Source organism: Streptomyces sp. NPDC033178 (assembly GCF_055577685.1).
The window spans coordinates 230,349-252,212 of record NZ_JBVIPT010000016.1 but is presented as its reverse complement, the minus strand read 5'-3'; the positions used below and the strand labels follow the sequence as shown (position 1 = coordinate 252,212).

Sequence of the window (21,864 nt, the reverse complement as noted above, 5' to 3'; positions counted from 1 at the left end):
GCCCCTGAGTAAGGGACGGGAATGGGTAGGGGCGGCGGGGGCGAAAAAAGCCCTACCCCGCCACCCGCAGCAGCAGAACCGCCCGCGCCGGCACAGTGATCGCAGCCCCTGCCCGGTGCACCACCCCGGGCACCTCCCCCTGCTCCTCCCGCGACGTGTCGACGACGGCCTCGTACGCCTCCGCCCACGGCGGTCCGGGCAGGACGAAGCTCGTGGGCCGGTCGCCCGCGTGCAGGACGGCCAGGAAGCTGTCGTCCGTGACGGGCACGCCCCGGGCGTCCCGGCCGGGGATGTCCCGCCCGGACAGGTACATACCGAGCGTCGCCGCAGGTGCGTACCAGTCCCGTTCCGTCATCTCCGCACCGCGGGCCGTGAACCACGCCAGGTCGCGCAGCCCGTCGGCAGAGTGGGCGCGGCCGGAGAAGAAGGCTCGCCGCCGCAGCACCGGATGGGCGTGGCGGAGGGCGATCAGACGGGCGGTCAGGTCGAAGAGGGCCCGCCAGTCGGGATCGTCGAGCAGGGTCCAGTCGATCCAGCTGATCTCGTTGTCCTGGCAGTACGCGTTGTTGTTGCCGCCCTGGGTCCGCCCGAGTTCGTCCCCCGCGACCAGCATCGGCACGCCCGTGGACAGCAGCAGGGTGGTGAGGAGGTTGCGCAGCTGACGGCGCCGCAGGCCCCGTACGCGGGCGTCCTCCGTCTCGCCCTCCGTCCCGCAGTTCCAGGCGCGGTTGTCGTCCGTGCCGTCCCGGTTGCCCTCGCCGTTGGCCTCGTTGTGCTTGCGCTCGTACGACACCAGGTCCCGCAGGGTGAAACCGTCGTGGGCCGTCACGAAGTTCACCGAGGCGTACGGCCGCCGCCCGCCCCACGCGTACAGGTCGCTCGACCCCGACAGCCGGTACCCGAGATCCCGTACGTCCGGCAGCGCGCCCCGCCAGAAGTCCCGTACGGCGTTGCGGTAGCGGTCGTTCCACTCGGTCCACAGGGGTGGGAACGCGCCCACCTGATAGCCGCCCGTGCCGACATCCCATGGTTCCGCGATCAGCTTCACCCTTCGCAGCACCGGGTCCTGCGCGATCACCGCCAGGAACGGGGACAGCATGTCGACGTCGTGCATGGAACGGGCCAGCGCGGCCGCCAGGTCGAACCTGAAGCCGTCCACCCCCATCTCCGTCACCCAGTAGCGCAGCGAGTCCGTGATCAGGCGCAGGACATGCGGCTGGACCACGTGGAGCGTGTTTCCGCAGCCCGTGTAGTCCGTGTAGCGGCGCGCGTCGCTCTGCAGGCGGTAGTAGCCCCTGTTGTCGATACCGCGCAGCGACAGCGTGGGGCCCAGCTCGCCCGCCTCCGCCGTGTGGTTGTAGACCACGTCGAGGATGACCTCGATACCGGCGGCGTGCAGCGCGCGCACCATGCTCTTGAACTCGCCGACCTGCTGGCCGGTCGTCCCCGAGGCCGCGTATCCGGCGTGCGGCGCGAAGTAGCCGATCGAGTTGTAGCCCCAGTAGTTCTTCATGCCCCGGCGCAGCAGATGGTCCTCGTGCGCGAACTGGTGCACCGGCAGCAGCTCCACCGCCGTCACACCCAGCCTGGTCAGGTGCTCGATCGCCGCCGGATGTGCCAACCCCGCGTACGTGCCCCGCAGTTCCTCCGGGATGTCCGGGTGCAGCTTCGTGAAGCCCCGTACGTGCAGCTCGTAGATGACCGAGTCCGCCCAGGGTGTCTTCGGGCGGCGGTCGTCCGTCCATTCGTCGTCCGGCGCGTCGTCGTGGACGACGACACCCTTGGGGACGTACGCGGCGGAGTCCCGGTCGTCGCGCACGGTGTCCGCGACCTGCTGCTGGGGCCAGTCGCGCACATGCCCGTACACCTCCGGCGGCAGCGTGAAGTCGCCGTCCACGGCACGGGCGTACGGATCGAGGAGCAGCTTCGCCGGGTTCCAGCGGGCGCCGGTCCACGGGTCCCAGCGGCCGTGCACCCGGAAGCCGTACCGCTGCCCGGGCCGTACGCCGGGCACGAAGCCGTGCCAGATCTCGTGGGTCAGCTCGGTGAGGGGCACCCGGATCTCGGTGCTCGTGCCGTCAGTGCCGCCCGCACCTCCTGGGTCGCCTCCGGAGTCGCCGTCGTAGTCGAAGAGGCACAGCTCGACGGACTCGGCACCGCCCGCCCACAACGCGAAGTTGGTGCCCGAGACACCGTCGGGCCCGGTCCGGAAACGCGCCCCGAGCGGGGTCGGCGCACCGGGCCACACGGGGACGGCCGGCGCGACGCGCGGACTGCCGTTCAGCACGGGAGCGGGCTGCGCGGGCAGCCCGACATCCGGGGCGCGCCCCTCCTGCACTGCCTCCTGCTCGGCTGCGCTCGACACCTCACGGCCTCCTGCGGCTCGATGGGAGCGACGCGCGGAGATGCCCATGGCGTCCCGGCCACGGCTCCCCGTCGCGTCGTCCTTCCCACTGTTCTGCCCAGCGCCGGGCTCGCACTCACGTTTCCCCAGGAGAGGGCTGACCGGCCTCGGGCGGATGGGGCATGCCCCCACTTCTCCGGGGCCGCTTGGTCGTTGGGCCCCACGTGATGCACGCACAGACGCGCGCGGCGCGCGCAGGGGCCACGCTGGCCGCCGTACTGACATGGGCAGGGCTGCTGTCCGGAGCCGCGGGATGCACCTCGCACGGCGTGGACAGGGTGCTCGGCAAGCCCCGTTCGCCCCAGACCACGATCCGTGTCTCGCCCGACGACGGCAGCAAGGCCGTACGCCCCGAGGAGAGCCTGCGGGTACGGGTGCCGGCCGGGCGCCTGGAGTCGGTGAAGGTCGTCAGGTCCCAGGACGCGCAGGACTTCCCGGTGCCGGGCCGGATCGCCGAGGACGGCATGACCTGGAGCCCCGACGACCCCGGACTGGCCCTGGCGGCCAAGTACTCGGTCGACGCGGTCGCGCTCGACGGCCACGGCCGGCGGGTGGCCCGGCACGCGACGTTCACGACGTACGTCCCCGACGAGCGCTTCATCGGATACGTCATGCCCGAGAACCGCTCCACTGTCGGCACCGGAATGATCGTTTCGCTGGACTTCAACCGTGTGATCGAGAACCGCGCGGCGGTCGAGCGTGCCGTCCGGGTGACCTCCGTTCCGGAGGTGGAGATCGCCCCGCACTGGTTCGGCGAGAAGCGTCTGGACTTCCGGCCCGAGGAGTACTGGAAGCCGGGCACCAAGGTCACCGTCGCGCTGCGGCTGCGCGACGTCGAGGCGGCCCCGGGCGTGTACGGACTGCAGTACAAGACCTTCTCGTTCACGGTCGGCCGCAGCCAGGTCAGCCTCGTCGACGCCGCCGCCCACACCATGGAGGTGCGCCGCGACGGCGAGGTCCTCGCCACCGTGCCGATCACCGCGGGCGCCCCCAAGAGCACGACGTACAACGGGAAGATGGTGGTCACCGAGATGCTGGAGGTGACCCGGATGAACGGCGCGACGGTCGGCTTCACCGACGCCGACGGCAAGGGCGAGTACGACATCCCCGACGTGCCGCACGCGCTGCGCCTCACCACCTCCGGGACCTTCCTGCACGGCAACTACTGGGCGCAGGGCGTCTTCGGCACCGCCAATGTCAGCCACGGCTGCGTGGGCCTGCGCGATGTGAAGGGCGGCAGCTCCGCGACCCCGGCGGGCTGGTTCTTCGACCGCAGCCTCATCGGTGACGTCGTCGAAGTCGTCAACAGCAATGACAAGAAGGTCGCTCCTGACAACGGCCTCGGCGGGTGGAACATGGGATGGAAGGCCTGGAAAGCGGGCTCCGCGGTGAAGTAGCCGGACATACGGGTACGGACAAGACGTACGCCGGTGGCACCACGGGCTGTTGAAGTTGGGACGGAACAGTGACAATCCCAGGAGGTCAACGCTCCTGGCGGTGTGATTAATTAGCGCGATACACGCGTGGGACGCGGCTGTGAGCTGCGGGCTCCCGCCATGGGCCCAGGCGTCACGGGGCGACCAACGATGGGCAGTGCGGGCCTTGATCAGGCCGTGCGAGGGGAGAACGAACTTGAACGGGCGACCGATATCGGGGGCGTCGGTTGGCGCGCGGACACGGCGTGGAAAGGGGGCCCTGGCGCTGGCGCTGGGGAGCCTGATGCTCGTCGTGACCGCATGCGGCGGGGGAGGGGACTCGGATTCCGGGTCCGGCTCGGGGAAGGGCGGGGACAAGGATTCCGGCCAGGCGGACACCAAGGTCTCGCAGGCGGTCGTGACCGTGGCCCCGAAGGACGGCGCCGACGGAGTGAAGACCAGCGGCGCGCTCAAGGTGACGGCGGCCAAGGGCAAGCTGACCGAGGTCGAGGTCGAGGACACCAAGGGCAACCCGGTCGAGGGGAAGATCACCGACGGGGGTACGACCTGGACGCCCGCCACGCACCTCGCCGCGTCCACCAAGTACAAGGTCCACGCGGTGGCCAAGGACTCCGAGGGCCGTGAGGCCGCGGAGGAGTCGGCGTTCACCACGCTGACCCCGAAGAACACGTTCGTCGGCATCTTCACGCCGGAGGACGGCTCGAAGGTCGGCGTCGGGATGTCCTTCTCGGTCAACTTCACGCGGGGGATCACGCACCCCGAGGACGTCGAGAAGGCGATAGACATCAAGACCGAGCCGGCGGTCGACGTCGAGGGTCACTGGTTCGGCAACGACCGCCTCGACTTCCGCCCCGAGAAGTACTGGAAGCCCGGTACGAAGGTCACCGTGAAGCTCAACCTCGACGGCGTCGAGGGCCGGCCCGGTGTCTACGGCGAGCAGGCCAAGACCGTGAAGTTCACGATAGGCCGCAGCCAGGTCTCCACCGTCGACGTCAAGACCAAGAAGATGACCATCAAGCGCGACGGCAAGGTCATCAAGACCATCCCGGTCACGACGGGCAAGCCCGGCTACGAGACCTGGAACGGCCAGATGGTCATCACCGAGCGCCTCCGGGTGACCCGGATGAACGGCGAGACCGTCGGGTACGGCGGCGAGTACGACATCAAGGACGTGCCGGACGCGATGCGGCTGACCACGTCGGGCACCTTCATCCACGGCAACTACTGGGGCGGCGACGCCTTCGGCAACTACAACGCCAGCCACGGCTGCATAGGCCTGCGCGACCAGCGTGGCGGCGGCGACCGCGGTGCTCCTGCCGCGTGGTTCTTCGACCGCTCGATCGTCGGTGACGTGGTGGTCGTGAAGAACTCCAACGACCGGATCGTGGACCCGGACAACGGGCTCAATGGCTGGAACATGTCGTGGGAGAAGTGGAAGGCGTGACCCTTCGTGGGCGGGGGCGGCACTGACCGCGCTTCTCCCGGCCCGCCTTGTCGCGGCTTGTACGGCCCCGGTGTGCTGCTCCTCTGTGACGCGGCGCACCGGGGCCGTTGCGTGTGGCGGCCACACCGGCCGACGCCTGTGACGCAGCGCACCGGGGCGGTCGCCGTTAGCCCCCGTGCTGCACTTGCCCCGGGGGACGACCCCCCAGACCCCCCGATACGGTGCCTTCATGACTGTGCATCTCGAAGTCGCCGAAGGTGTCGGCACGATCCGTCTCGACCGCCCGCCCATGAACGCGCTGGACGTCGCCACGCAGGACCGCCTCAAGGAACTCGCCGAGGAGGCCGCGCGCCGCGAGGACGTACGCGCGGTGATCCTCTACGGCGGCGAGAAGGTGTTCGCGGCGGGCGCGGACATCAAGGAGATGCAGGCCATGGACCACGCGGCGATGGTCGTACGGTCCCGTGCCCTGCAGGACTCCTTCACCGCCGTGACCCGCATCCCCAAGCCGGTCGTCGCGGCGGTCACGGGTTACGCGCTGGGCGGGGGCTGCGAGTTGGCGCTCTGCGCCGACTTCCGTATCGCCGCGGAGAACGCCAAGCTGGGCCAGCCGGAGATCCTGCTCGGGCTGATCCCGGGTGCGGGCGGCACCCAGCGCCTGTCCCGTCTGATCGGCCCCTCCAAGGCCAAGGACCTCATCTTCACCGGCCGCATGGTCAAGGCCGACGAGGCCCTGTCGCTCGGCCTGGTGGACCGGGTCGTACCGGCCGACGAGGTGTACGCCGAGGCGCACGCGTGGGCCGCGAAACTGGCGCAGGGCCCGGCGCTCGCGCTGCGCGCCGCCAAGGAGTCGATCGACGCGGGTCTGGAGACGGACATCGAGACCGGGCTCGCGATCGAACGCAACTGGTTCGCGGGGCTGTTCGCCACCGAGGACCGGGAGCGGGGGATGAAGAGCTTCGTGGAGGAGGGCCCGGGCAAGGCCAAGTTCCTCTGACCGGGGTCTGTGGAGAGGGCCGGTGGCAAGGGGTCGCGGGTGACTTGAAAGTCACCCGCCGAATTCCGCTGATCCACTTGCAGTTGACGCGATGTCTTACCCGCGTCCCTCGAAGGGGCGGTTTATCCGAGCCTTAAGGCAACCTTAAGGCTTCCTTGTCGGGCGCGGCGGGCGATTGCCCCGAACGAGGCTGTTCTCGCAGGCCAGGTGGGCTGCGGTCGCGCCCGAACTGCCGCTGGCATATGCCGGTCGAATCGCGCGGAATGGGAGGTTCCGGGGGGCGTATTCCTCCGGAACGCCCCCAACGGGGCCTCTGGGCGGCCATGATGGGGGCATGGCGGGGCTGGAGGGTATCGAACAGCCGCGGCGGCACGGGAGTGCGACCGCGGCGCGCTGGTCGCCCGCGGTCGAGGACGAACACGCGCTCAAGGCGCTGGAGTTGTTCGGCAATCCGACCGAGGGGGAGGTGCCGTTGCCCTCCCGGCCCGAGTCCGCGGCCGCCGCGCGTCGGCTGACCCAGGTCGTGGTTCTGCGTCACTGGGGGCTCTCGCCGAAGATGACCGAGGATGCGGTCTTACTGGTTTCGGAGTTGGTGGGCAATGCCGTGCGGCATACGGGGGCACGGGTGTTCGGGCTCCGTATGCGGCGCCGCCGGGGGTGGATCCGGGTCGAGGTCCGGGACCCTTCCCGTGGTCTCCCCTGCCTCATGCCGGTCCAGGAAATGGACGTGAGCGGCCGAGGCCTCTTCCTCGTCGACAAACTCTCCGACCGCTGGGGCGTCGACCTCTTGCCTCGCGGCAAAACAACCTGGTTCGAAATGAGGGTGGCGGACCGCTAGGTTTCCTCGCCCCCGCCGCCCCTACCCGTCCCGTCCCCTGGGGGCTGCCGCCCCCAGACCCCCGCTTCGGCCTGAACGGCCTCGTCCTCAAACGCCGGACGGGCTGGAGGTGTCGGCCCGGGCTGCGAAACCTTCAGCCCCTCCACCATCCGAATCTTCAGCCCCTCCGGCGTCCGAATTCTCAGCCCCTCCGGCGTCCGAATTCTCAGCCCCTCCGGCGTTTGAGGAGCGGGGGTTCGGGGGCTGGCCCCCGAAAGGGACGGGAATGGGTAGGGGCGGCGGGGGCGATAATCCGCGCGAAGGGCGACCCGCCCCACCCACCGGCGGAGCCAATCGCCACTTTTCCCCACAAGTCGCCCTTAAATGGTGCGCGTGACCACGTCCGATCGTCGCGCCGCCCTCAGAACGACCGCCGGCCTGGCCGCCGCAGGCGCGCTCGCCGGCTGCTCAACGCCCCGCACGCTCCCAGGCCCGCCCGCCGCCACAGTCACTCCCGCCAGGGGCCCCTCCTCCACAACCCCCACCCCGCCGCAGACCCCCCGAACCTTCCCCCACCACCCCACCCAGATCACCCACGGCCCCCGCACCCACCCCCGCATCGCCCTCACCTTCCACGGCCAGGGCGACCCCGCCACCGCCCGAGCCCTCCTCGGCGAAGCCGAGAAGCGCGGCGCCCGCCTCACCGTCCTCGCCGTGGGCGGCTGGCTGGACGCGAACCCCGCCCTGGCCCGCCGCATCGTGGACGGCGGCCACGAACTCGGCAACCACACCCAGCGCCACCTGGACATCAACGCGATGCCCGAGGCGGGGGCATACGCGGAGATCACCGAGTGCGCACGCCGTCTGCGCAGCCTGACCGGCTCCATCGGCACCTGGTTCCGCCCCTCACGAGCCGCCCGCGCCTCCCCCCTCGTGGAAACCCTGGCCCGCCGCGCCGGCTACCCGCACGTCCTCTCGTACGACGTCGACTCGCTCGACTTCACCTCGCCCGGCGCCCCCGCCGTCACCCGCAACGTCACCACCGGGATCCGCAACGGCTCGGTCGTGAGCCTGCACTTCGGATACGCGGACACGGTCGCTGCGTTCCCCACCCTTCTGGACGAACTGGACCGCCGCGGCCTGCGCGCGGTGACCACCACGGAGTTGCTGACCTGATGACGACGCCCCGCACGACACTCCGAACACACCGCAACCTCACCAGGCGCGCCCTCGGCACCGGCGCCGTACTCGCGGCCCTCGTCCTGGCGGGCTGCGGCACCGGTCCCAAGGACGAGGCGGACAGAACCCTGGGCGCGGTCAGATCCGACCAGCCCGCCCATCCCGCCGAGCCCGACCATCCCGCAGAGCCCGCCGAGCCCGCGAAACCGGTCGTCAAGGGCCTGCCCGGGATGCCGCCGGTCCTCGACAAGGCGGACGTCTACGCCGCCGACCGCCCGAACAGACTCTCCCCGGTGGTCAAGGACTTCCCGTCCCGCGTCTACGTCCCCAACACCGAGTCCGACACGGTCACCGTCATCGACCCGAAGACGTACGAGGTCGTGGAGACGATCCCGGTCGGCGTGCAGCCCCAGCACGTCGTCCCCTCCTGGGACCTCAAGACCCTCTGGGTCAACAACAACCGCGGCCACACCCTCACCCCCATCAACCCGAAGACGGGCAAGGCGGGCAAGCCGGTCGAGGTGCACGACCCGTACAACCTCTACTTCACGCCGAACGGCAAGTACGCCGTCGTCATGGCCTCCCTCGACCGCGAACTGGTCTTCCGCGACCCGCACACCATGAAGCGGCTGAAGACCGAACCGGTGAGCTGCTACGGCGTCAACCACGCCGACTTCTCCCTCGACGGCCGGTACTTCATCGTCTCCTGCGAGTTCAGCGGCGAACTGCTGAAGGTCGACACGGAGAGGATGAAGGTCGTCGGGAAGCAGAAGCTCCCCTTCGAGGGCGCGATGCCGCAGGACGTGAAGATCTCGCCCGACGGCAAGAAGTTCTACATCGCCGACATGATGGCCCACGGCATGTGGGTCCTGGACGGCGAGAAGTTCGACCAGCCCACGCTCCTGCCCACCGGCAAGGGCACCCACGGCCTGTACGTCAGCCGCGACTCCCGGGAGATGTTCGTCTCCAACCGAGGCGAGGGCACCATCTCCGTCTTCGACTTCACCCAGGCCCGGCTCACCAAGAAGTGGCACCTCCCGGACGGCGGCAGCCCCGACATGGGCGGCGTCTCGGCCGACGGCAAGGTCCTGTGGCTGTCCGGCCGTTACGACTCCGAGGTGTACGCCATCGACACCGGCACCGGCGCCCAGCTCGCCCGCATCCCGGTCGGCAACGGCCCGCACGGTCTCGCGGTCTACCCCCAGCCGGGCCGCTACTCCCTCGGCCACACGGGCATCTTCCGCTGAGACGGCCGAGGCAACGCCCGTCGGCGGCACGCCGCCGTACGAGTGAAGATCCACGGCCCGCCCCCGCAGAACCGAGATGGTGCTCCTCATGATCACAACTCGCCTGCGGCGGCGGGCCGCTGCCGTCGTCCTGTCCCTGACGGCCGTCCTCGCGACGTCCGCCGCGACGCTCCCGGCCGCTTCCGTCCCAGCTCCCGCCTCCGCTTCCGGTCCCGCAAAGGCGCCCTTCGCCGCCAAGGCCGCAGCGCCCACCTGTCCCCAGTTCGCCGACCCGGTCCACGCCGCCGCGGACCGCCGCGTGGACGTCGACCGCATCACGCCCGAGCCCGTCTGGCGCAAGACCTGCGGCACGCTCTACCGCAGCGACGGCCGCGGCCCCTCGGTCGTCTTCGAGCAGGGCCTCCACCCGAAGGACGTCATCAACGGCCAGTACGACATCGAGCAGTACGTCCTGGTCAACCAGCCCTCCCCGTACGTCTCCACGACGTACGACCACGACCTCTACAAGACGTGGTGGAAGAGCGGCTACAACTACTACATCGACGCCCCCGGCGGCGTGGACGTCAACAAGACCATCGGCGACACCCACAAGTGGGCCGACCAGGTCGAGGTCGCCTTCCCCGGCGGTATCGAGCGGAAGTACATCATCGGCGTCTGCCCGGTCGACAAGAAGACCAAGACCGAGATCATGAGCGACTGCGAGAGCAACCCGCACTACGAGCCCTGGCACTGAGCTCCGGTACTGAGCCCCGGCGCTGATCCCTGGCACTGAGCCCCGGCCTCCGGCCCGACGTCCGAAGCCGGCCCGCCGCTCCCGCCTAGCGGGCGACGAGCAGTGCCTCCGCCCCGACCGGGCGGAACCCGGCCGCCTGGAAGGCCCGTACGCTGCGGGCGTTCCCGGCGGCCTGCTGCGCCCAGACCGGCTCGCCCCCGCTCAGATGCCGCGCCGCCACCGCGAGCGCGCGCCCCAGCCCCCGGTGCCGTACCCCCTCGGCCACCTCGACCGCGGCCTCCAGCCGCCCCGCGACCCCATGCCCCAGGACGAGTACGCCCCCGTCGGCGGCCCACACCCGCACGTCGTCCCGCCGCTTGCGGGCCCGGGAGACCCTGGGATGGCCGGGATCTTCGAGTTCCGTCAGCCTCAGCGGCGGCGGGCTGGACAGCGGCGCGGCGACCGTCAGCAGGTCGATCGTGTCCGTCGTACGCCCCGTACGTTCCATGAACGCCGCAAGGAACCGCGGGTTCATGGTCGCGGCGAGCGGATCGCAGTCGGCCCCGGCCAGCGTTTCGCGAACCCATCCCTCCCCCTCGTCGGTGAAGACGACGGAGTGCGCGGTGAAGGCGATGACCCCGGCGTCCCGGTGGGCGTGCTGGGGCACGACTGTCGTACCGCCGTCAGGCGGCGGGAAGACTCCTCGCGCCGCCGCGTCGAGAATGTCCCGCAGAGTGCCGGCCACCGCGCCGCCCCTTCCCTCGCCCGTCCCTTGAGTCTCCACCCACTGGAAGGCCCAGACTTCACCCCATGATCGACGACGGCACCGGGCTGCTCACCATCGGGCAGCTCTCCCGGAGGACCGGACTGCCGGTGCGCACCATCCGTTACTGGTCGGACGCGGGCGCCCTGCCGCCCGTGACCCGCTCCGGGGGCGGCTACCGGCTGTACGACGCCGGGTCCGTGGCCCGCCTCGAACTCATCCGTACGCTGCGGGAGCTGGGTCTCGGCCTGGACGACGTACGCAGGGTGGTGGGCGGCGAGACGACGGTCGCGGAGGTGGCGGCCACGCATGTGGCGGCCCTGGACGCGCAGATCCGGTCGCTGAGGGTGACCCGGGCGGTGCTGTCGACCGTGGCGCGACGCGGTTCGACCGCGGAGGAGACGACCCTGATGAACAAGTTGGCGCGGCTGTCGGCCGCGGAGCGCAAGCACATCGTCGACGACTTCATGGCGGAGACCTTCGACGGCCTCGACACCGCGGACCCCGACATCCGCACCCGGCTGCGCTTCGGCGTGCCCGACCTGCCCGACGACCCCACGACCGAGCAGGTGGACGCCTGGGTCGAGCTCGCCGAGCTGATCCAGGACACGGGCTTTCGCGCGCGGATGCGCAGGATGGTCGAGTTCAACGCGGCGGACCGGGGGCCCGACGTGCCGGCCGGTACGTCCCTGTGGTTCATGAGCCGCCTGGTGCAACTGGCCGGCGAGGCACGGCAGCGGGGGCTCGTGCCGGACGCCCCGGAGGCCGCCACGGTCCTGGCCGAGCTGCTCGGCGACGCCGACAGGGCTGCCGTACTGGAACGCATGGTGTCGGCGAGCCATGCCGAGCTCGCCCGCTTCCGGGAACTGCTGGCGCTCGTACGGGGGACCGAGCCGCTGCCCACGCACCGGGAGGAGTTCGCGTGGGTGGTCGCCGCGCTCAGCGCTCAGCTGGCCAGTTAATCTGACCTCGGCAAGTACGGCACATCAGAAGGGGCGGGTCCGGTGGCGGACATCGAGGAAGCACGCAAGGCGTTCGAGCGCATCGACGTGGACGGGGACGGCTACGTCACCGCCGCCGAGTTCAAGAAGGCCCTGGCCCAGGGCGGCGACTGGAACGTCACCGAGTCGGTGGCCGAGGCCGTGATCGGCTCCCAGGACCTCAACGGCGACAAGCTGCTGTCGTTCGACGAGTTCTGGTCCCACCTGAACAAGTAGCCGAACGCGAGGATCGCGAGGGGCGCTCCCGCCGGACGGGCGGGGGCGCCCCTTTGCCGTTGCGGCGCGTGACCGGTCGCGCGATGGCCGGGACAGTGGTTTCCGGACGTTCGAAACGCTGTGCGACCTTTCCGGTGATGCCCGGAATAGCCTGCTTGCCCCGGAGGTTGGTGCTCCACATCGGAGTCATCGACCCCCGGAAGGACGCGCGAGTCATGAAGATCGGCATCATCGGAGCGGGCAACATCGGCGGCAACCTCACCCGGCGGCTCACCGCCCTCGGCCACGAGGTGTCCGTCGCCAACTCCCGGGGTCCGGGGACCCTCACTGCACTGGCCGAGGAGACCGGCGCGACGCCCGTCCCGGTCGAGGAGGCGGCACGCGGCGCCGAACTGGTCGTCGTCACGGTCCCTCTGAAGGCGGTTCCGAACCTGCCGTCCGGCCTCTTCGATGAGGCAGCCGACGGAGCGGTCGTCGTCGACACCGGCAACTACTACCCGCGGCAGCGGGACGGCAGGATCGCCGGGATCGAGGACGAGGGCCTGACGGAGAGCCGCTGGACGGCCCAGCAGCTCGGCCACACGGTCGTCAAGGCCTTCAACGGCACGTACGCCCAGGACCTTCTCGACCGGCACCGCCCGGCCGGCGCCCCGGACCGCCTCGCCCTCCCGGTCGCCGCCGACGACGAGTCCGCCAAGCAGGTCGTCCGCGACCTCATCGACGAACTCGGCTTCGACACGGTCGACGCAGGCTCCCTCGACGACTCCTGGCGCCAGCAGCCCGGCACCCCGGTCTACGGCCTCCAGGAAGGCGTGGACGCGGTGACGAAGGCCCTGGCGGAGGCGCCGCGGGAGCGCTCGGCGGACTTCCGGGCATAGGGCTCCGGCGGCAGCGCTCCGGCTTCCCGCTCAGACGATCTCCAGGGGCAGGCGCGGCCCGTCCGGCAACTCCACCTCGACCGGGTCACCGGGTCGCACCACCCCACCCGTGACGACGACACTCATGATCCCGGCCCGGAACCGGACGGTCCCGTCCTGATCCCGCCCGACGACCTGCTTCATCAGCCCCTTCTGGAAGCCGTCGATCTGCGCACAGGGATTCCGCAGCCCGGTGACCTCCACGACGGCCTCGTCCCCGACCCGCAGCAGTGTCCCGGTCGGCAGCCCCAGCAGATCGATCCCCCGGGTGGTGACGTTCTCCCCGAGTTCCCCGGCCGCGACCTCGAACCCGGCCTCCCGCACCTCGTCGAACAACTCCTCGTGAATGAGGTGCACCTGCCGCAGATTCACCTGCGAAGGATCCTTCTCCATCCGGAACCGATGCTTTACCGTCACCCCGGCATGCACGTCCCCCTCCACCCCGAGCCCGGCAAGCAACGTAATGCCGTCCCGATTCGGCTTGGAGAACGAATACCTACCGCTGCTGCTGACCGCAGTCACTGTCCCGCCCATGCCCGGCAGCCTACGGTGTCGCCCATTCCCGCAGGTCGGCGAGGGTGCCGAACTGTGCCACGTTCTTGTCCAGCGGGTCGTCCGTGTACTGGTGGAAGCGCCACTTCGCCTGGATCCGAGGCTTGCCCGCGGTCACGTAGTCGGCGATCCAGAGACCGTCACCGGCATACGAGGTCGTGTCGACGTTCAGCCAGTAATTCCGGTTGCAATAGAGCACGACCCGGTTGTTCGGCCGGAGTTCCTTCACCTTGCGGATGAAGCGGTCCTTTTCGGCGTTGGACGCGTGGGTGCCGTCGCCTGTTGTCTCCCAGTCGACGGCGAGGATGTCGCCGGCCTTTTCGGGGGCCTTGCCGACGAAGTACTCGGCCTGGGCCGTGAGGTTGCCCGGCCAGAGGAAGTGGTAGAAGCCGACGACGCAGCCGGCGTCACGCGCCCGCTTCGTCTGCGCGCTCAGCTTCGGGTTGACGTACGTGCGGCCCTCGGTGGCCTTGACGAAGACGAAGGACACGCCTTCGGTGCTGTACGAGGACGACTGGTAGGCGCTGACGTCTATGCCGCGCAGCATGTGGTTCCTCCGTGCGGTGGGGGGACGGGTGCCGGTGGTGCCTGTGGGGGGCAACTTCCTTTGCTCTTCCCCCACTTCGCCCGTCCCACCCTCAGCACTCGATGATGTTCACCGCCAGCCCGCCCCGCGCCGTCTCCTTGTACTTGACGCTCATGTCCGCGCCCGTTTCCTTCATCGTCTTGATGACCTTGTCGAGGGACACCTTGTGGGAGCCGTCGCCGCGCATGGCCATCCTGGCCGCCGTGACGGCCTTGACCGCGGCCATGCCGTTGCGTTCGATGCAGGGGATCTGGACGAGGCCGCCGACCGGGTCGCAGGTGAGGCCGAGGTTGTGCTCCATGCCGATCTCCGCGGCGTTCTCGACCTGTTCGGGAGAGCCGCCGAGCACCTCGGCGAGGGCGCCCGCCGCCATCGAGCAGGCCGAGCCGACCTCGCCCTGGCAGCCGACCTCGGCGCCGGAGATGGAGGCGTTCTCCTTGAAGAGCATGCCGATCGCGCCGGCCGCGAGCATGAAGCGGACCACGCCGTCCTCGTCCGCGCCGGGCACGAAGTTGATGTAGTAGTGCAGGACCGCCGGGATGATGCCGGCCGCGCCGTTCGTCGGGGCGGTCACGACGCGGCCGCCCGCCGCGTTCTCCTCGTTCACCGCCATCGCGTAGAGCGTGATCCACTCCATCGCATGGGCCAACGGGTCGCCCTCGGCGCGCAGTTGGCGGGCCGACATGGCCGCGCGGCGGCGGACCCTGAGGCCGCCGGGCAGGATGCCCTCGCGGGACATGCCGCGCGAGACGCACGCCTGCATCACCCGCCAGATCGCGAGCAGCCCCTCGCGGATCTCGTCCTCGGTGCGCCAGGCCCGCTCGTTCTCCAGCATCAGGGCGGAGATCGACAGGCCCGTCTCGCGGGTGAGCCGCAGCAACTCGTCGCCCGTGCGGAAGGGGTACTTGAGGACCGTGTCGTCCAGCTTGATGCGGTCCGCGCCCACCGCGTCCTCGTCGACGACGAACCCGCCGCCCACCGAGTAGTACGTCTTCGACAGCAGTTCGGAGCCCGAGGCGTCGTACGCCCACAGCGTCATGCCGTTCGCGTGGTACGGCAGCGTCTTGCGGCGGTGCAGGACCAGGTCGTCGTCGAAGGAGAAGCCGATCTCGTGCTCGTCGAGCAGGTTGATCCGCCCCGAGGACTTGATGCCCTCCACCCGTTCGTCGGCCCCCTCCACGTCCACCGTGCGCGGTGAGGCGCCCTCCAGGCCGAGCAGCACCGCCTTGGGGGTGCCGTGGCCGTGGCCGGTCGCGCCCAGTGAGCCGTAGAGCTCGGCGCGTACCGAGGTCACCGAGGACAGGACGTCCTCGGTGCGCAGCCGGCGGGCGAACATCCGCGCGGCACGCATCGGGCCGACCGTGTGGGAGCTGGACGGGCCGATGCCGATCGAGAACAGGTCGAAGACCGAGATGGCCACGGGGACTCCTCAAAGCGGGGGTGGTGCAGAAGAACGAAAGGCGCGAAGCGCCGCGACCAGGGCGGTGGTGGTGGGTGACGGGCGGACGGGGCTCCGCGCACACCTCCCAGTGTGCGCGGAGCCCCGGTGAAACGGGACTAGCGGCCCAGACCGGGGTACAGCGGGTGCTTCTCCGCCAGTGCGGACACCCGGGCCTTCAGCGCCTGCGCGTCGGCCTCCCCGAAGGACGCGGGGGCCTTCAGCGCCTCGGCGATGACGTCCGCGACCTCGGCGAAGTCCTCGGCGGTGAAGCCGCGGGTGGCGAGGGCGGGCGTGCCGATCCGCAGGCCCGAGGTGACCATCGGCGGACGCGGGTCGTTCGGGACGGCGTTGCGGTTGACCGTGATGCCGACCTCGTGGAGGCGGTCCTCGGCCTGCTGGCCGTCCAGCTCCGAGTCGCGCAGGTCGACCAGGATCAGGTGGACGTCCGTGCCGCCGGACAGGACGTTCACACCGGCCGCGCGGGCGTCGGGAGCCGTCAGCCGCTCGGCGAGGATCCGGGCGCCCTCGACCGTACGGCGCTGGCGCTCCTTGAAGTCCTCCGAGGCGGCGACCTTGAAGGAGACGGCCTTGGCCGCGATCACGTGCTCCAGGGGGCCGCCCTGGAAGCCCGGGAAGACGGACGAGTTGAGCTTCTTCGCGAAGGCCTTCTTGGCGAGGATGATCCCGCCGCGGGGGCCGCCCAGCGTCTTGTGGGTGGTGGAGGTGACCACGTCCGCGTGCTCCACCGGGTTCGGGTGGAGACCGGCCGCGACCAGACCCGCGAAGTGCGCCATGTCGACCCACAGGTAGGCCTCGACCTCGTCCGCGATACGGCGGAACTCGGCGAAGTCCAGCTGCCGCGGGTACGCCGACCAGCCAGCGATGATCACCTTCGGGCGGTGCTCCTTGGCGAGCCGCTCGACCTCCGCCATGTCGACCAGGCCGGCCTCGTCCACGTGGTACGCGACCACGTTGAACTGCTTGCCGGAGAAGTTGAGCCGCATCCCGTGGGTCAGGTGGCCGCCGTGGGCCAGGTCCAGGCCGAGGATGGTGTCGCCGGGCTGGGCCAGCGCGAACAGCGCGGCCTGGTTGGCGGAGGCGCCCGAGTGCGGCTGCACGTTGGCGTACTCGGCGCCGAACAGCTCCTTGACCCGGTCGATGGCGATCTGCTCGGCCACATCGACGTGCTCGCAGCCGCCGTAGTAGCGGCGGCCCGGGTAGCCCTCGGCGTACTTGTTGGTGAGGACCGAGCCCTGGGCCTCCATGACGGCGACCGGGGCGAAGTTCTCCGAGGCGATCATTTCGAGGGTGGACTGCTGACGGTTCAGCTCGGCGTCGACGGCGGCGGCGACGTCCGGGTCGAGCTCGTGGAGGGACTGGTTCAGAAGCGACATCGGTCAGGAGTCCTTAGCTGCCGGAGAATTCGGTGTACTCGTCCGCGGAGAGCAGGTCCTTCGGCTCCTCCGCGACCCGTACCTTGAACAGCCAGCCGCCCTCGAACGGGGCGGTGTTCACCAGCGCGGGGTCGTCCACGACGTCCTGGTTGATCTCGGTGATCTCACCGGAGACGGGCGAGTACAGATCGCTCACCGACTTGGTCGACTCCAGCTCGCCGCAGGTCTCGCCCGCGGTCACCGCGGAACCCACCTCCGGGAGCTGGACGTACACGACATCGCCGAGCGCGTTGGCCGCGTGCTCCGTGATGCCGACCGTCGAGACGCCGTCCTCGGCGCCCGACAGCCACTCGTGCTCCTTGCTGTAGCGCAGCTGCTGGGGGTTGCTCATGGCCTGAATTCTCCTGTACGCGGGGGAGTGCTGATGCAGGGGGACTGGGGGTGACCTGGGCGGATGTGCTCAGGGTCACTTCATGACGCTCACGGACCAGGGTTCACTGTCCGGCGCTCGCTGGACCAGGATCTACTTCTGGCGCTTGTAGAAGGGCAGCGCCACGACCTCGTACGGCTCGTGGCTGCCCCGGATGTCCACGCCGACACCGGGCGAGCCGGGTGCGGAGTGCGCGGCGTCGACGTACGCCATCGCGATCGGCTTGCCGAGGGTCGGTGAGGGCGCGCCGGAGGTGACCTCGCCGACGACCTTGCCGTCGGCGACGACCGGGTATCCGGCGCGCGGCACGCGGCGGCCCTCGGCGATCAGGCCGACGAGGACGCGCGGGGGCTGCGACTCGGCGCGGGCGGCGGCCTCGGTCAGCGCCTCGCGCCCCACGAAGTCGCCCTCCTTCTCGAACTTCACGACCCGGCCGAGCCCTGCGTCGAAGGGCGTGAGTGAGGTGCTCAGCTCATGCCCGTACAGCGGCATGCCCGCCTCCAGGCGCAGGGTGTCCCGGCAGGAGAGGCCGCAGGGGACGAGCCCGACGGGGGTGCCCGCGTCGGTCAGCGCCTGCCACAGCTTCTCGGCGTCGGCCGGTGCCACGAAGAGCTCGAAGCCGTCCTCGCCGGTGTAGCCGGTGCGCGCGATCAGGGCAGGGACGCCCGCGACCGTGCCCGGCAGGCCGGCGTAGTACTTCAGGCCGTCCAGGTCGGCGTCGGTGAGGGACTTGAGGATCCCGGGGGACTCGGGGCCCTGTACGGCGAGCAGCGCGTAGGCGTCCCGGTCGTCTCGGACCTCGGCGTCGAAGCCCTCGGCCCGCTCCACGAGCGCGTCCAGGACCGTCTGCGCGTTGGAGGCGTTGGCGACGACCATGTACGTGGTCTCCGCGAGCCGGTAGACGATCAGGTCGTCGAGGATGCCGCCGTCGGCCCGGCAGATCATGGTGTAGCGGGCCCGGCCGGGCTTCACACCCCCGATGTTGCCGACCAGGGCGAAGTCGAGCAGCGCGGCGGCCTGGGGCCCGGTGACGGTGATCTCGCCCATGTGGGAGAGGTCGAAGAGACCGGCCTTCGTCCGTACGGCGAGGTGCTCGTCGCGCTCGGAGCCGTACCGCAGGGGCATGTCCCAGCCGGCGAAATCGGTCATCGTCGCGCCGAGCGAACGATGCAGGGCGTCGAGCGCGGTGTGGCGCGGTTCAACGGGGGCGTTACTGCTCACGGTGGGGCTCCCAAGGCATGACGGCGAGGTCGTTCCTCCCCATCTGTCATCGGAACCTGAGAGGTTCGCCGTGACCACCGGTCGACCGGACGGTCACTGACTTGCACCTTGGGTGGAGCCGAAGCCCTGGTGACAGGGGGACGGCCCGCTTTTCAGATGTGCCTCGCCCGCGCGGTAACGGTGCCTGAGAGATTCAAGGGAGGGACTTGCTCCTTCGGCGCCCGGACCACGTACGCAAAAACGTGTCCGGAACTCTCCCGCGCGGATTCAAGCGGCCGGTATGCAGTTGGCGGGCACATCATTGCACGCATCGGAGCGGCGCGGCAGGGGACTCTTCGCGAGGGGGCGGTGCGCGGCGCCTGGCCCGGCCGCATGGCGTCCGCACAGGATCCACAGGCATCCACAGTGATCTGTGACGGGGCTGTGGCAGGACGAGAACAGAAATGAGGGGACCAGCGCATTACCTTCTCTTTACACTCGACGGGGATGGGTCTCCCGACCCCATGGGGAGGACGATCAGGGTGAACAGGACCACGGCGTACGCCACGAGCGCGGCCATCGCGCTGCCCAAGCAGCCCACTGCCCCGGCCGGGGAGGCGTGCGGCCCGCTTCCGGCGCCCGTCGTCCGCGATCTGCGGGAGCGCGCGGGACACAGCCCGCACGGCCTCCGCTTCGGCACGTCCGACCTGGTGGTGGTCACGGGCCTGCCCGGCAGCGGCAAGTCGACCCTGATGCGCCGGGCGGTGACAGGCCGCCGCATCGACTCCCAGGACACCCGCGACCGCTGGGACGGCAGGCTCGCCCGCTTCCTGCCGTACGCGGTCTACCGGCCTCTGGTCCGCGCCGCGCACTACGCGGGCCTGCGCCGGGCCCTGCGGTCCGGCGAAGGGGTCGTGGTGCACGACTGCGGGACGCAGGCCTGGGTGCGCAGCTGGCTGGCCCGGGACGCCCGGCGGCGCGGCGGCACCCTGCACCTGCTGCTGCTCGACGTGGACCCCGGCACGGCCCTGGACGGCCAGCGCGAGCGGGGCCGGGGTGTCTCGCGGTACGCGTTCGCGCGGCACCGCGGCGCGTTCGGCCGGCTCTTGCGTTCCGTGGAGAAGGGCGACCTGCCGGACGGCTGCGGTTCGGCGGTGCTCATCGACCGGGCGGCGGCGGACGTGCTGCGGCGGGTGGACTTCGGCGACTGAGGTCCCAGTGACCGGACGGACCGAGGTCCCGGTGAGCCGGACGGACTGCGGCGGGGGAGGGCGCGTACGCGTAATCTCGACAGCCGCAGACGGCGGTTCGAGCAGGCGGTAGAGAGATGGACTTCCCGGCACAGGACATTCCGGTGCAAGCGCACCCACACCCCCATGTCGGCTGGCCCGGCAACGAGTTGGAGGCGGTACTGGCCGCCTCCCTCGGTGCGGCGTCGCCTTCCGCGGGGGCCCGGATCGTGGAGGTCATGGGCCGCAGCTTCCTCTGGGTGCCGCTGCCCGAGGGCGGCGGCCCGCACAGCGGCCCGCTCGACCTGCCCACGATGGAGCTCGGCGGACAGGCGTACGTGCCGGTCTTCAGCTCGGAGCAGCAGTTCCGCCAGGTCGTCGGAGACCACCTGTCGTACACGGTGGCGCCCGCCGTCGAGTTCGCGCGCGGTCTGCCGCCCCAGGTGGGCATCGTGGTGAACCCGGACGGCACGGTCGGGGTGCCGCTGCCGCCGCCCGCCGTGGCCGAGCTGTGCCGGGCCGGGCGCAGCGAGCTGGACGGGCCGTCGAGCGGCGGCCGTGTGCGGCTCTTCCAGCCGGACTGGCAGCACGACCCGGTGGACTTCCTGGCCGCCGCCTCCGCGGAGTTCGCCGCGACCGGTGTCGTCCTGAGCGCCCGCCGCTGTCTGGCGAGCGTCGAGGGCGCCGACCCCGTGATGTTCATCGGCGTCGAGCTGGCCCACTGGCACGACGACGCCCGCACCCTCCCCCTGGACGCCGTGGGCCGCGCCCTCGGCCAGGTCCCCGTGCCGCACCCGGTGAACCTCGTCTTCCTGGACGTGGCCCAGGACCCGGTGGGCGACTGGCTGCGGGCCCAGGTGCGGCCCTTCTACACCCGGGCCCACTAGCCTTCGCCGCCCCACGGAAAATCCCGAGCTCTCAACAGCTTTCCCAGCGGAGCGCAACGGTGCTGTCGGGATCGCCACTTAAGCTGGTTTCATGGCTCGGTCGGGGTGGTGCCATGCTCAAGCGAGCACGGCGCCCCGTCGAATGGACCTGTATGTCAGGGATGTCACGAAGGGGCGGTAGAAGGTGAGCGCGTCGGGCACGGCCGCGGCCGGGCAGGTCGAGCACATGCTGCGCCAAGTGACGCCCGGGCGTTACGACGCCTACGAGGCGCTCCTGCGTGCCCTCGCGACCCCGTCGTCCGGCCAGGTCTGGATGCTGCTCTGGCACGGCCAGGCGGGCTCGCCCGACGCCCAGTACGGGAACATGGAGGTCGACGGCTTCGGCTACGCGCCCTGTGTGACCTCCGCCCAGGAGCTCTCGGCGAGCGGCTGGAACCGTTCGTACGAGGTGGTCGACGGACTCGACGTGGCCCGCACGCTCTACCCCGACCACTACGGCCTGTGGCTGAACCCGCACGCGCCGGGCGGCGGCGTCGGCATCCCCTGGCTGGATCTGCGTCGTATCGCAACCGGCCTGGAGCGGCAGCCCGCGGGCCCGCTCAGGCTGTCCGAGCCGGGCATCGAGATCCCGCAGTTCTACGCCCTGCTCACGCAGAACGCGCACCGGACCACCGCCGTCAGATCGCTGCGCCGCGCCTGGGTGCAGCCCGCGCTCGGGGCGCCGTACCTCGCCATCGGGCTCGATGTGTACGACACCAGCCCGCCCGCCGTGGACTCGGTGCGGGCGATGATGCAGCAGTCCATCGGTGCGGTGCCGGACGGTCTGCCGGTGTCGACGGTCGCGATGTCCGACGAGTACGACCCGGTGGCCCTGTGGCTGCGGATCAACGCGCGGCCGTTCTACGATCGTGAGGCCCACGCGGCGCCCGCCCAGGCGCCGGCGGCCGGCGGATACGGATTCCCGGGCACCTACTGAGATGACCCGGGCGCCTGCTGAGACGATTCGTTGGGT

Annotated in this window: 21 protein-coding genes and 2 riboswitches; of the genes, 13 read left to right on the top strand and 8 right to left on the bottom strand. The window is 70.6% G+C overall.

The window, feature by feature from the left end; translation table 11 throughout:
• Positions 1 to 52: 52 nt before the first annotated feature.
• Positions 53 to 2,365 carry a glycogen debranching protein GlgX gene (gene glgX / locus ACZ5VQ_RS34845; protein ID WP_469108428.1) on the bottom strand — a complete coding sequence of 771 codons (2,313 nt, stop codon included), beginning with the start codon at positions 2,363 to 2,365 and terminating at the stop codon, positions 53 to 55.
• A 203-nt stretch (positions 2,366 to 2,568) separates the two neighbouring features.
• On the opposite strand from glgX, the gene ACZ5VQ_RS34840 reads away from it, so the two are divergent.
• The 7 genes from ACZ5VQ_RS34840 (at position 2,569) to ACZ5VQ_RS34810 (ending at position 10,257) form a co-directional block, all read left to right on the top strand.
• On the top strand, positions 2,569 to 3,801 hold the full coding sequence (locus ACZ5VQ_RS34840; RefSeq protein ID WP_469108427.1) for a L,D-transpeptidase: 1,233 nt from the start codon (positions 2,569 to 2,571) through the stop codon (positions 3,799 to 3,801).
• A gap of 235 nt (positions 3,802 to 4,036) precedes the next feature.
• Positions 4,037 to 5,284 (top strand): L,D-transpeptidase, encoded by a 1,248-nt coding sequence (locus ACZ5VQ_RS34835; protein WP_469108426.1) that lies wholly within the window; start codon positions 4,037 to 4,039, stop codon positions 5,282 to 5,284.
• A gap of 229 nt (positions 5,285 to 5,513) precedes the next feature.
• A complete protein-coding gene (locus ACZ5VQ_RS34830) occupies positions 5,514 to 6,281 on the top strand; it encodes an enoyl-CoA hydratase/isomerase family protein (RefSeq protein ID WP_469108425.1) in 768 nt (255 codons plus the stop codon).
• 229 nt (positions 6,282 to 6,510) lie between these two features.
• Positions 6,511 to 7,119 (top strand): ATP-binding protein, encoded by a 609-nt coding sequence (locus ACZ5VQ_RS34825; RefSeq protein WP_469108455.1) that lies wholly within the window; start codon positions 6,511 to 6,513, stop codon positions 7,117 to 7,119.
• 363 nt (positions 7,120 to 7,482) lie between these two features.
• Positions 7,483 to 8,274 (top strand): polysaccharide deacetylase family protein, encoded by a 792-nt coding sequence (locus ACZ5VQ_RS34820; protein WP_469108424.1) that lies wholly within the window; start codon positions 7,483 to 7,485, stop codon positions 8,272 to 8,274.
• A complete protein-coding gene (locus ACZ5VQ_RS34815; RefSeq protein WP_469108423.1) occupies positions 8,274 to 9,524 on the top strand; it encodes a YncE family protein in 1,251 nt (416 codons plus the stop codon). The genes ACZ5VQ_RS34820 and ACZ5VQ_RS34815 overlap by 1 nt, the downstream gene beginning before the upstream one ends.
• 88 nt (positions 9,525 to 9,612) lie before the next feature.
• Positions 9,613 to 10,257, top strand: coding sequence for an ADP-ribosyltransferase (locus tag ACZ5VQ_RS34810; RefSeq protein ID WP_469108422.1), 645 nt, complete (start codon positions 9,613 to 9,615; stop codon positions 10,255 to 10,257).
• 85 nt (positions 10,258 to 10,342) lie between these two features.
• Here ACZ5VQ_RS34810 and ACZ5VQ_RS34805 read toward each other — a convergent pair whose 3' ends face one another.
• The gene (locus ACZ5VQ_RS34805; protein ID WP_469108421.1) at positions 10,343 to 10,981 is read right to left on the bottom strand and encodes a GNAT family N-acetyltransferase; all 639 of its coding nucleotides are present in this window, start codon (positions 10,979 to 10,981) and stop codon (positions 10,343 to 10,345) included.
• A gap of 65 nt (positions 10,982 to 11,046) precedes the next feature.
• On the opposite strand from ACZ5VQ_RS34805, the gene ACZ5VQ_RS34800 reads away from it, so the two are divergent.
• From ACZ5VQ_RS34800 to ACZ5VQ_RS34790, 3 genes are all read left to right on the top strand, one after another.
• Positions 11,047 to 11,961, top strand: a complete 915-nt coding sequence (locus ACZ5VQ_RS34800) for a helix-turn-helix domain-containing protein (protein WP_469108420.1) — start codon at positions 11,047 to 11,049, stop codon at positions 11,959 to 11,961.
• Positions 11,962 to 12,003: 42 nt separating this feature from the next.
• Positions 12,004 to 12,216, top strand: coding sequence for an EF-hand domain-containing protein (locus tag ACZ5VQ_RS34795; RefSeq protein ID WP_362075349.1), 213 nt, complete (start codon positions 12,004 to 12,006; stop codon positions 12,214 to 12,216).
• A gap of 215 nt (positions 12,217 to 12,431) precedes the next feature.
• Positions 12,432 to 13,094, top strand: coding sequence for an NADPH-dependent F420 reductase (locus ACZ5VQ_RS34790; protein WP_469108419.1), 663 nt, complete (start codon positions 12,432 to 12,434; stop codon positions 13,092 to 13,094).
• Between the two features lie 30 nt (positions 13,095 to 13,124).
• Here the strand turns inward: ACZ5VQ_RS34790 and ACZ5VQ_RS34785 are convergent, their stop codons facing one another.
• The 6 genes from ACZ5VQ_RS34785 to gcvT all read right to left on the bottom strand — a co-directional run bounded on the left by ACZ5VQ_RS34785 (position 13,125) and on the right by gcvT (position 18,757).
• Complete coding sequence (locus ACZ5VQ_RS34785; RefSeq protein ID WP_469108418.1) at positions 13,125 to 13,667, bottom strand: MOSC domain-containing protein; 543 nt, start codon at positions 13,665 to 13,667, stop codon at positions 13,125 to 13,127.
• Positions 13,668 to 13,677: 10 nt separating this feature from the next.
• Complete coding sequence (locus ACZ5VQ_RS34780) at positions 13,678 to 14,232, bottom strand: glycoside hydrolase family 25 protein (RefSeq protein ID WP_469108417.1); 555 nt, start codon at positions 14,230 to 14,232, stop codon at positions 13,678 to 13,680.
• Positions 14,233 to 14,323: 91 nt separating this feature from the next.
• Positions 14,324 to 15,691 carry an L-serine ammonia-lyase gene (locus ACZ5VQ_RS34775; protein ID WP_469108416.1) on the bottom strand — a complete coding sequence of 456 codons (1,368 nt, stop codon included), beginning with the start codon at positions 15,689 to 15,691 and terminating at the stop codon, positions 14,324 to 14,326.
• A gap of 137 nt (positions 15,692 to 15,828) precedes the next feature.
• The gene (gene glyA, locus ACZ5VQ_RS34770; protein ID WP_469108415.1) at positions 15,829 to 17,106 is read right to left on the bottom strand and encodes a serine hydroxymethyltransferase; all 1,278 of its coding nucleotides are present in this window, start codon (positions 17,104 to 17,106) and stop codon (positions 15,829 to 15,831) included.
• A 13-nt stretch (positions 17,107 to 17,119) separates the two neighbouring features.
• Positions 17,120 to 17,497 (bottom strand): glycine cleavage system protein GcvH, encoded by a 378-nt coding sequence (gene gcvH, locus ACZ5VQ_RS34765; protein ID WP_200395756.1) that lies wholly within the window; start codon positions 17,495 to 17,497, stop codon positions 17,120 to 17,122.
• Between the two features lie 132 nt (positions 17,498 to 17,629).
• On the bottom strand, positions 17,630 to 18,757 hold the full coding sequence (gene gcvT, locus ACZ5VQ_RS34760; RefSeq protein WP_469108414.1) for a glycine cleavage system aminomethyltransferase GcvT: 1,128 nt from the start codon (positions 18,755 to 18,757) through the stop codon (positions 17,630 to 17,632).
• A gap of 33 nt (positions 18,758 to 18,790) precedes the next feature.
• Positions 18,791 to 18,919: riboswitch (glycine riboswitch) on the bottom strand.
• A riboswitch (glycine riboswitch) is annotated at positions 18,920 to 19,027 on the bottom strand.
• 233 nt (positions 19,028 to 19,260) lie between these two features.
• On the opposite strand from gcvT, the gene ACZ5VQ_RS34755 reads away from it, so the two are divergent.
• From ACZ5VQ_RS34755 to ACZ5VQ_RS34745, 3 genes are all read left to right on the top strand, one after another.
• Positions 19,261 to 19,947 carry an AAA family ATPase gene (locus ACZ5VQ_RS34755; protein WP_362075391.1) on the top strand — a complete coding sequence of 229 codons (687 nt, stop codon included), beginning with the start codon at positions 19,261 to 19,263 and terminating at the stop codon, positions 19,945 to 19,947.
• Positions 19,948 to 20,063: 116 nt separating this feature from the next.
• Positions 20,064 to 20,852, top strand: a complete 789-nt coding sequence (locus ACZ5VQ_RS34750) for an enhanced serine sensitivity protein SseB (RefSeq protein ID WP_469108413.1) — start codon at positions 20,064 to 20,066, stop codon at positions 20,850 to 20,852.
• Positions 20,853 to 21,036: 184 nt separating this feature from the next.
• The gene (locus tag ACZ5VQ_RS34745) at positions 21,037 to 21,828 is read left to right on the top strand and encodes an enhanced serine sensitivity protein SseB C-terminal domain-containing protein (RefSeq protein ID WP_469108412.1); all 792 of its coding nucleotides are present in this window, start codon (positions 21,037 to 21,039) and stop codon (positions 21,826 to 21,828) included.
• The last annotated feature ends 36 nt before the right edge of the window (positions 21,829 to 21,864 follow it).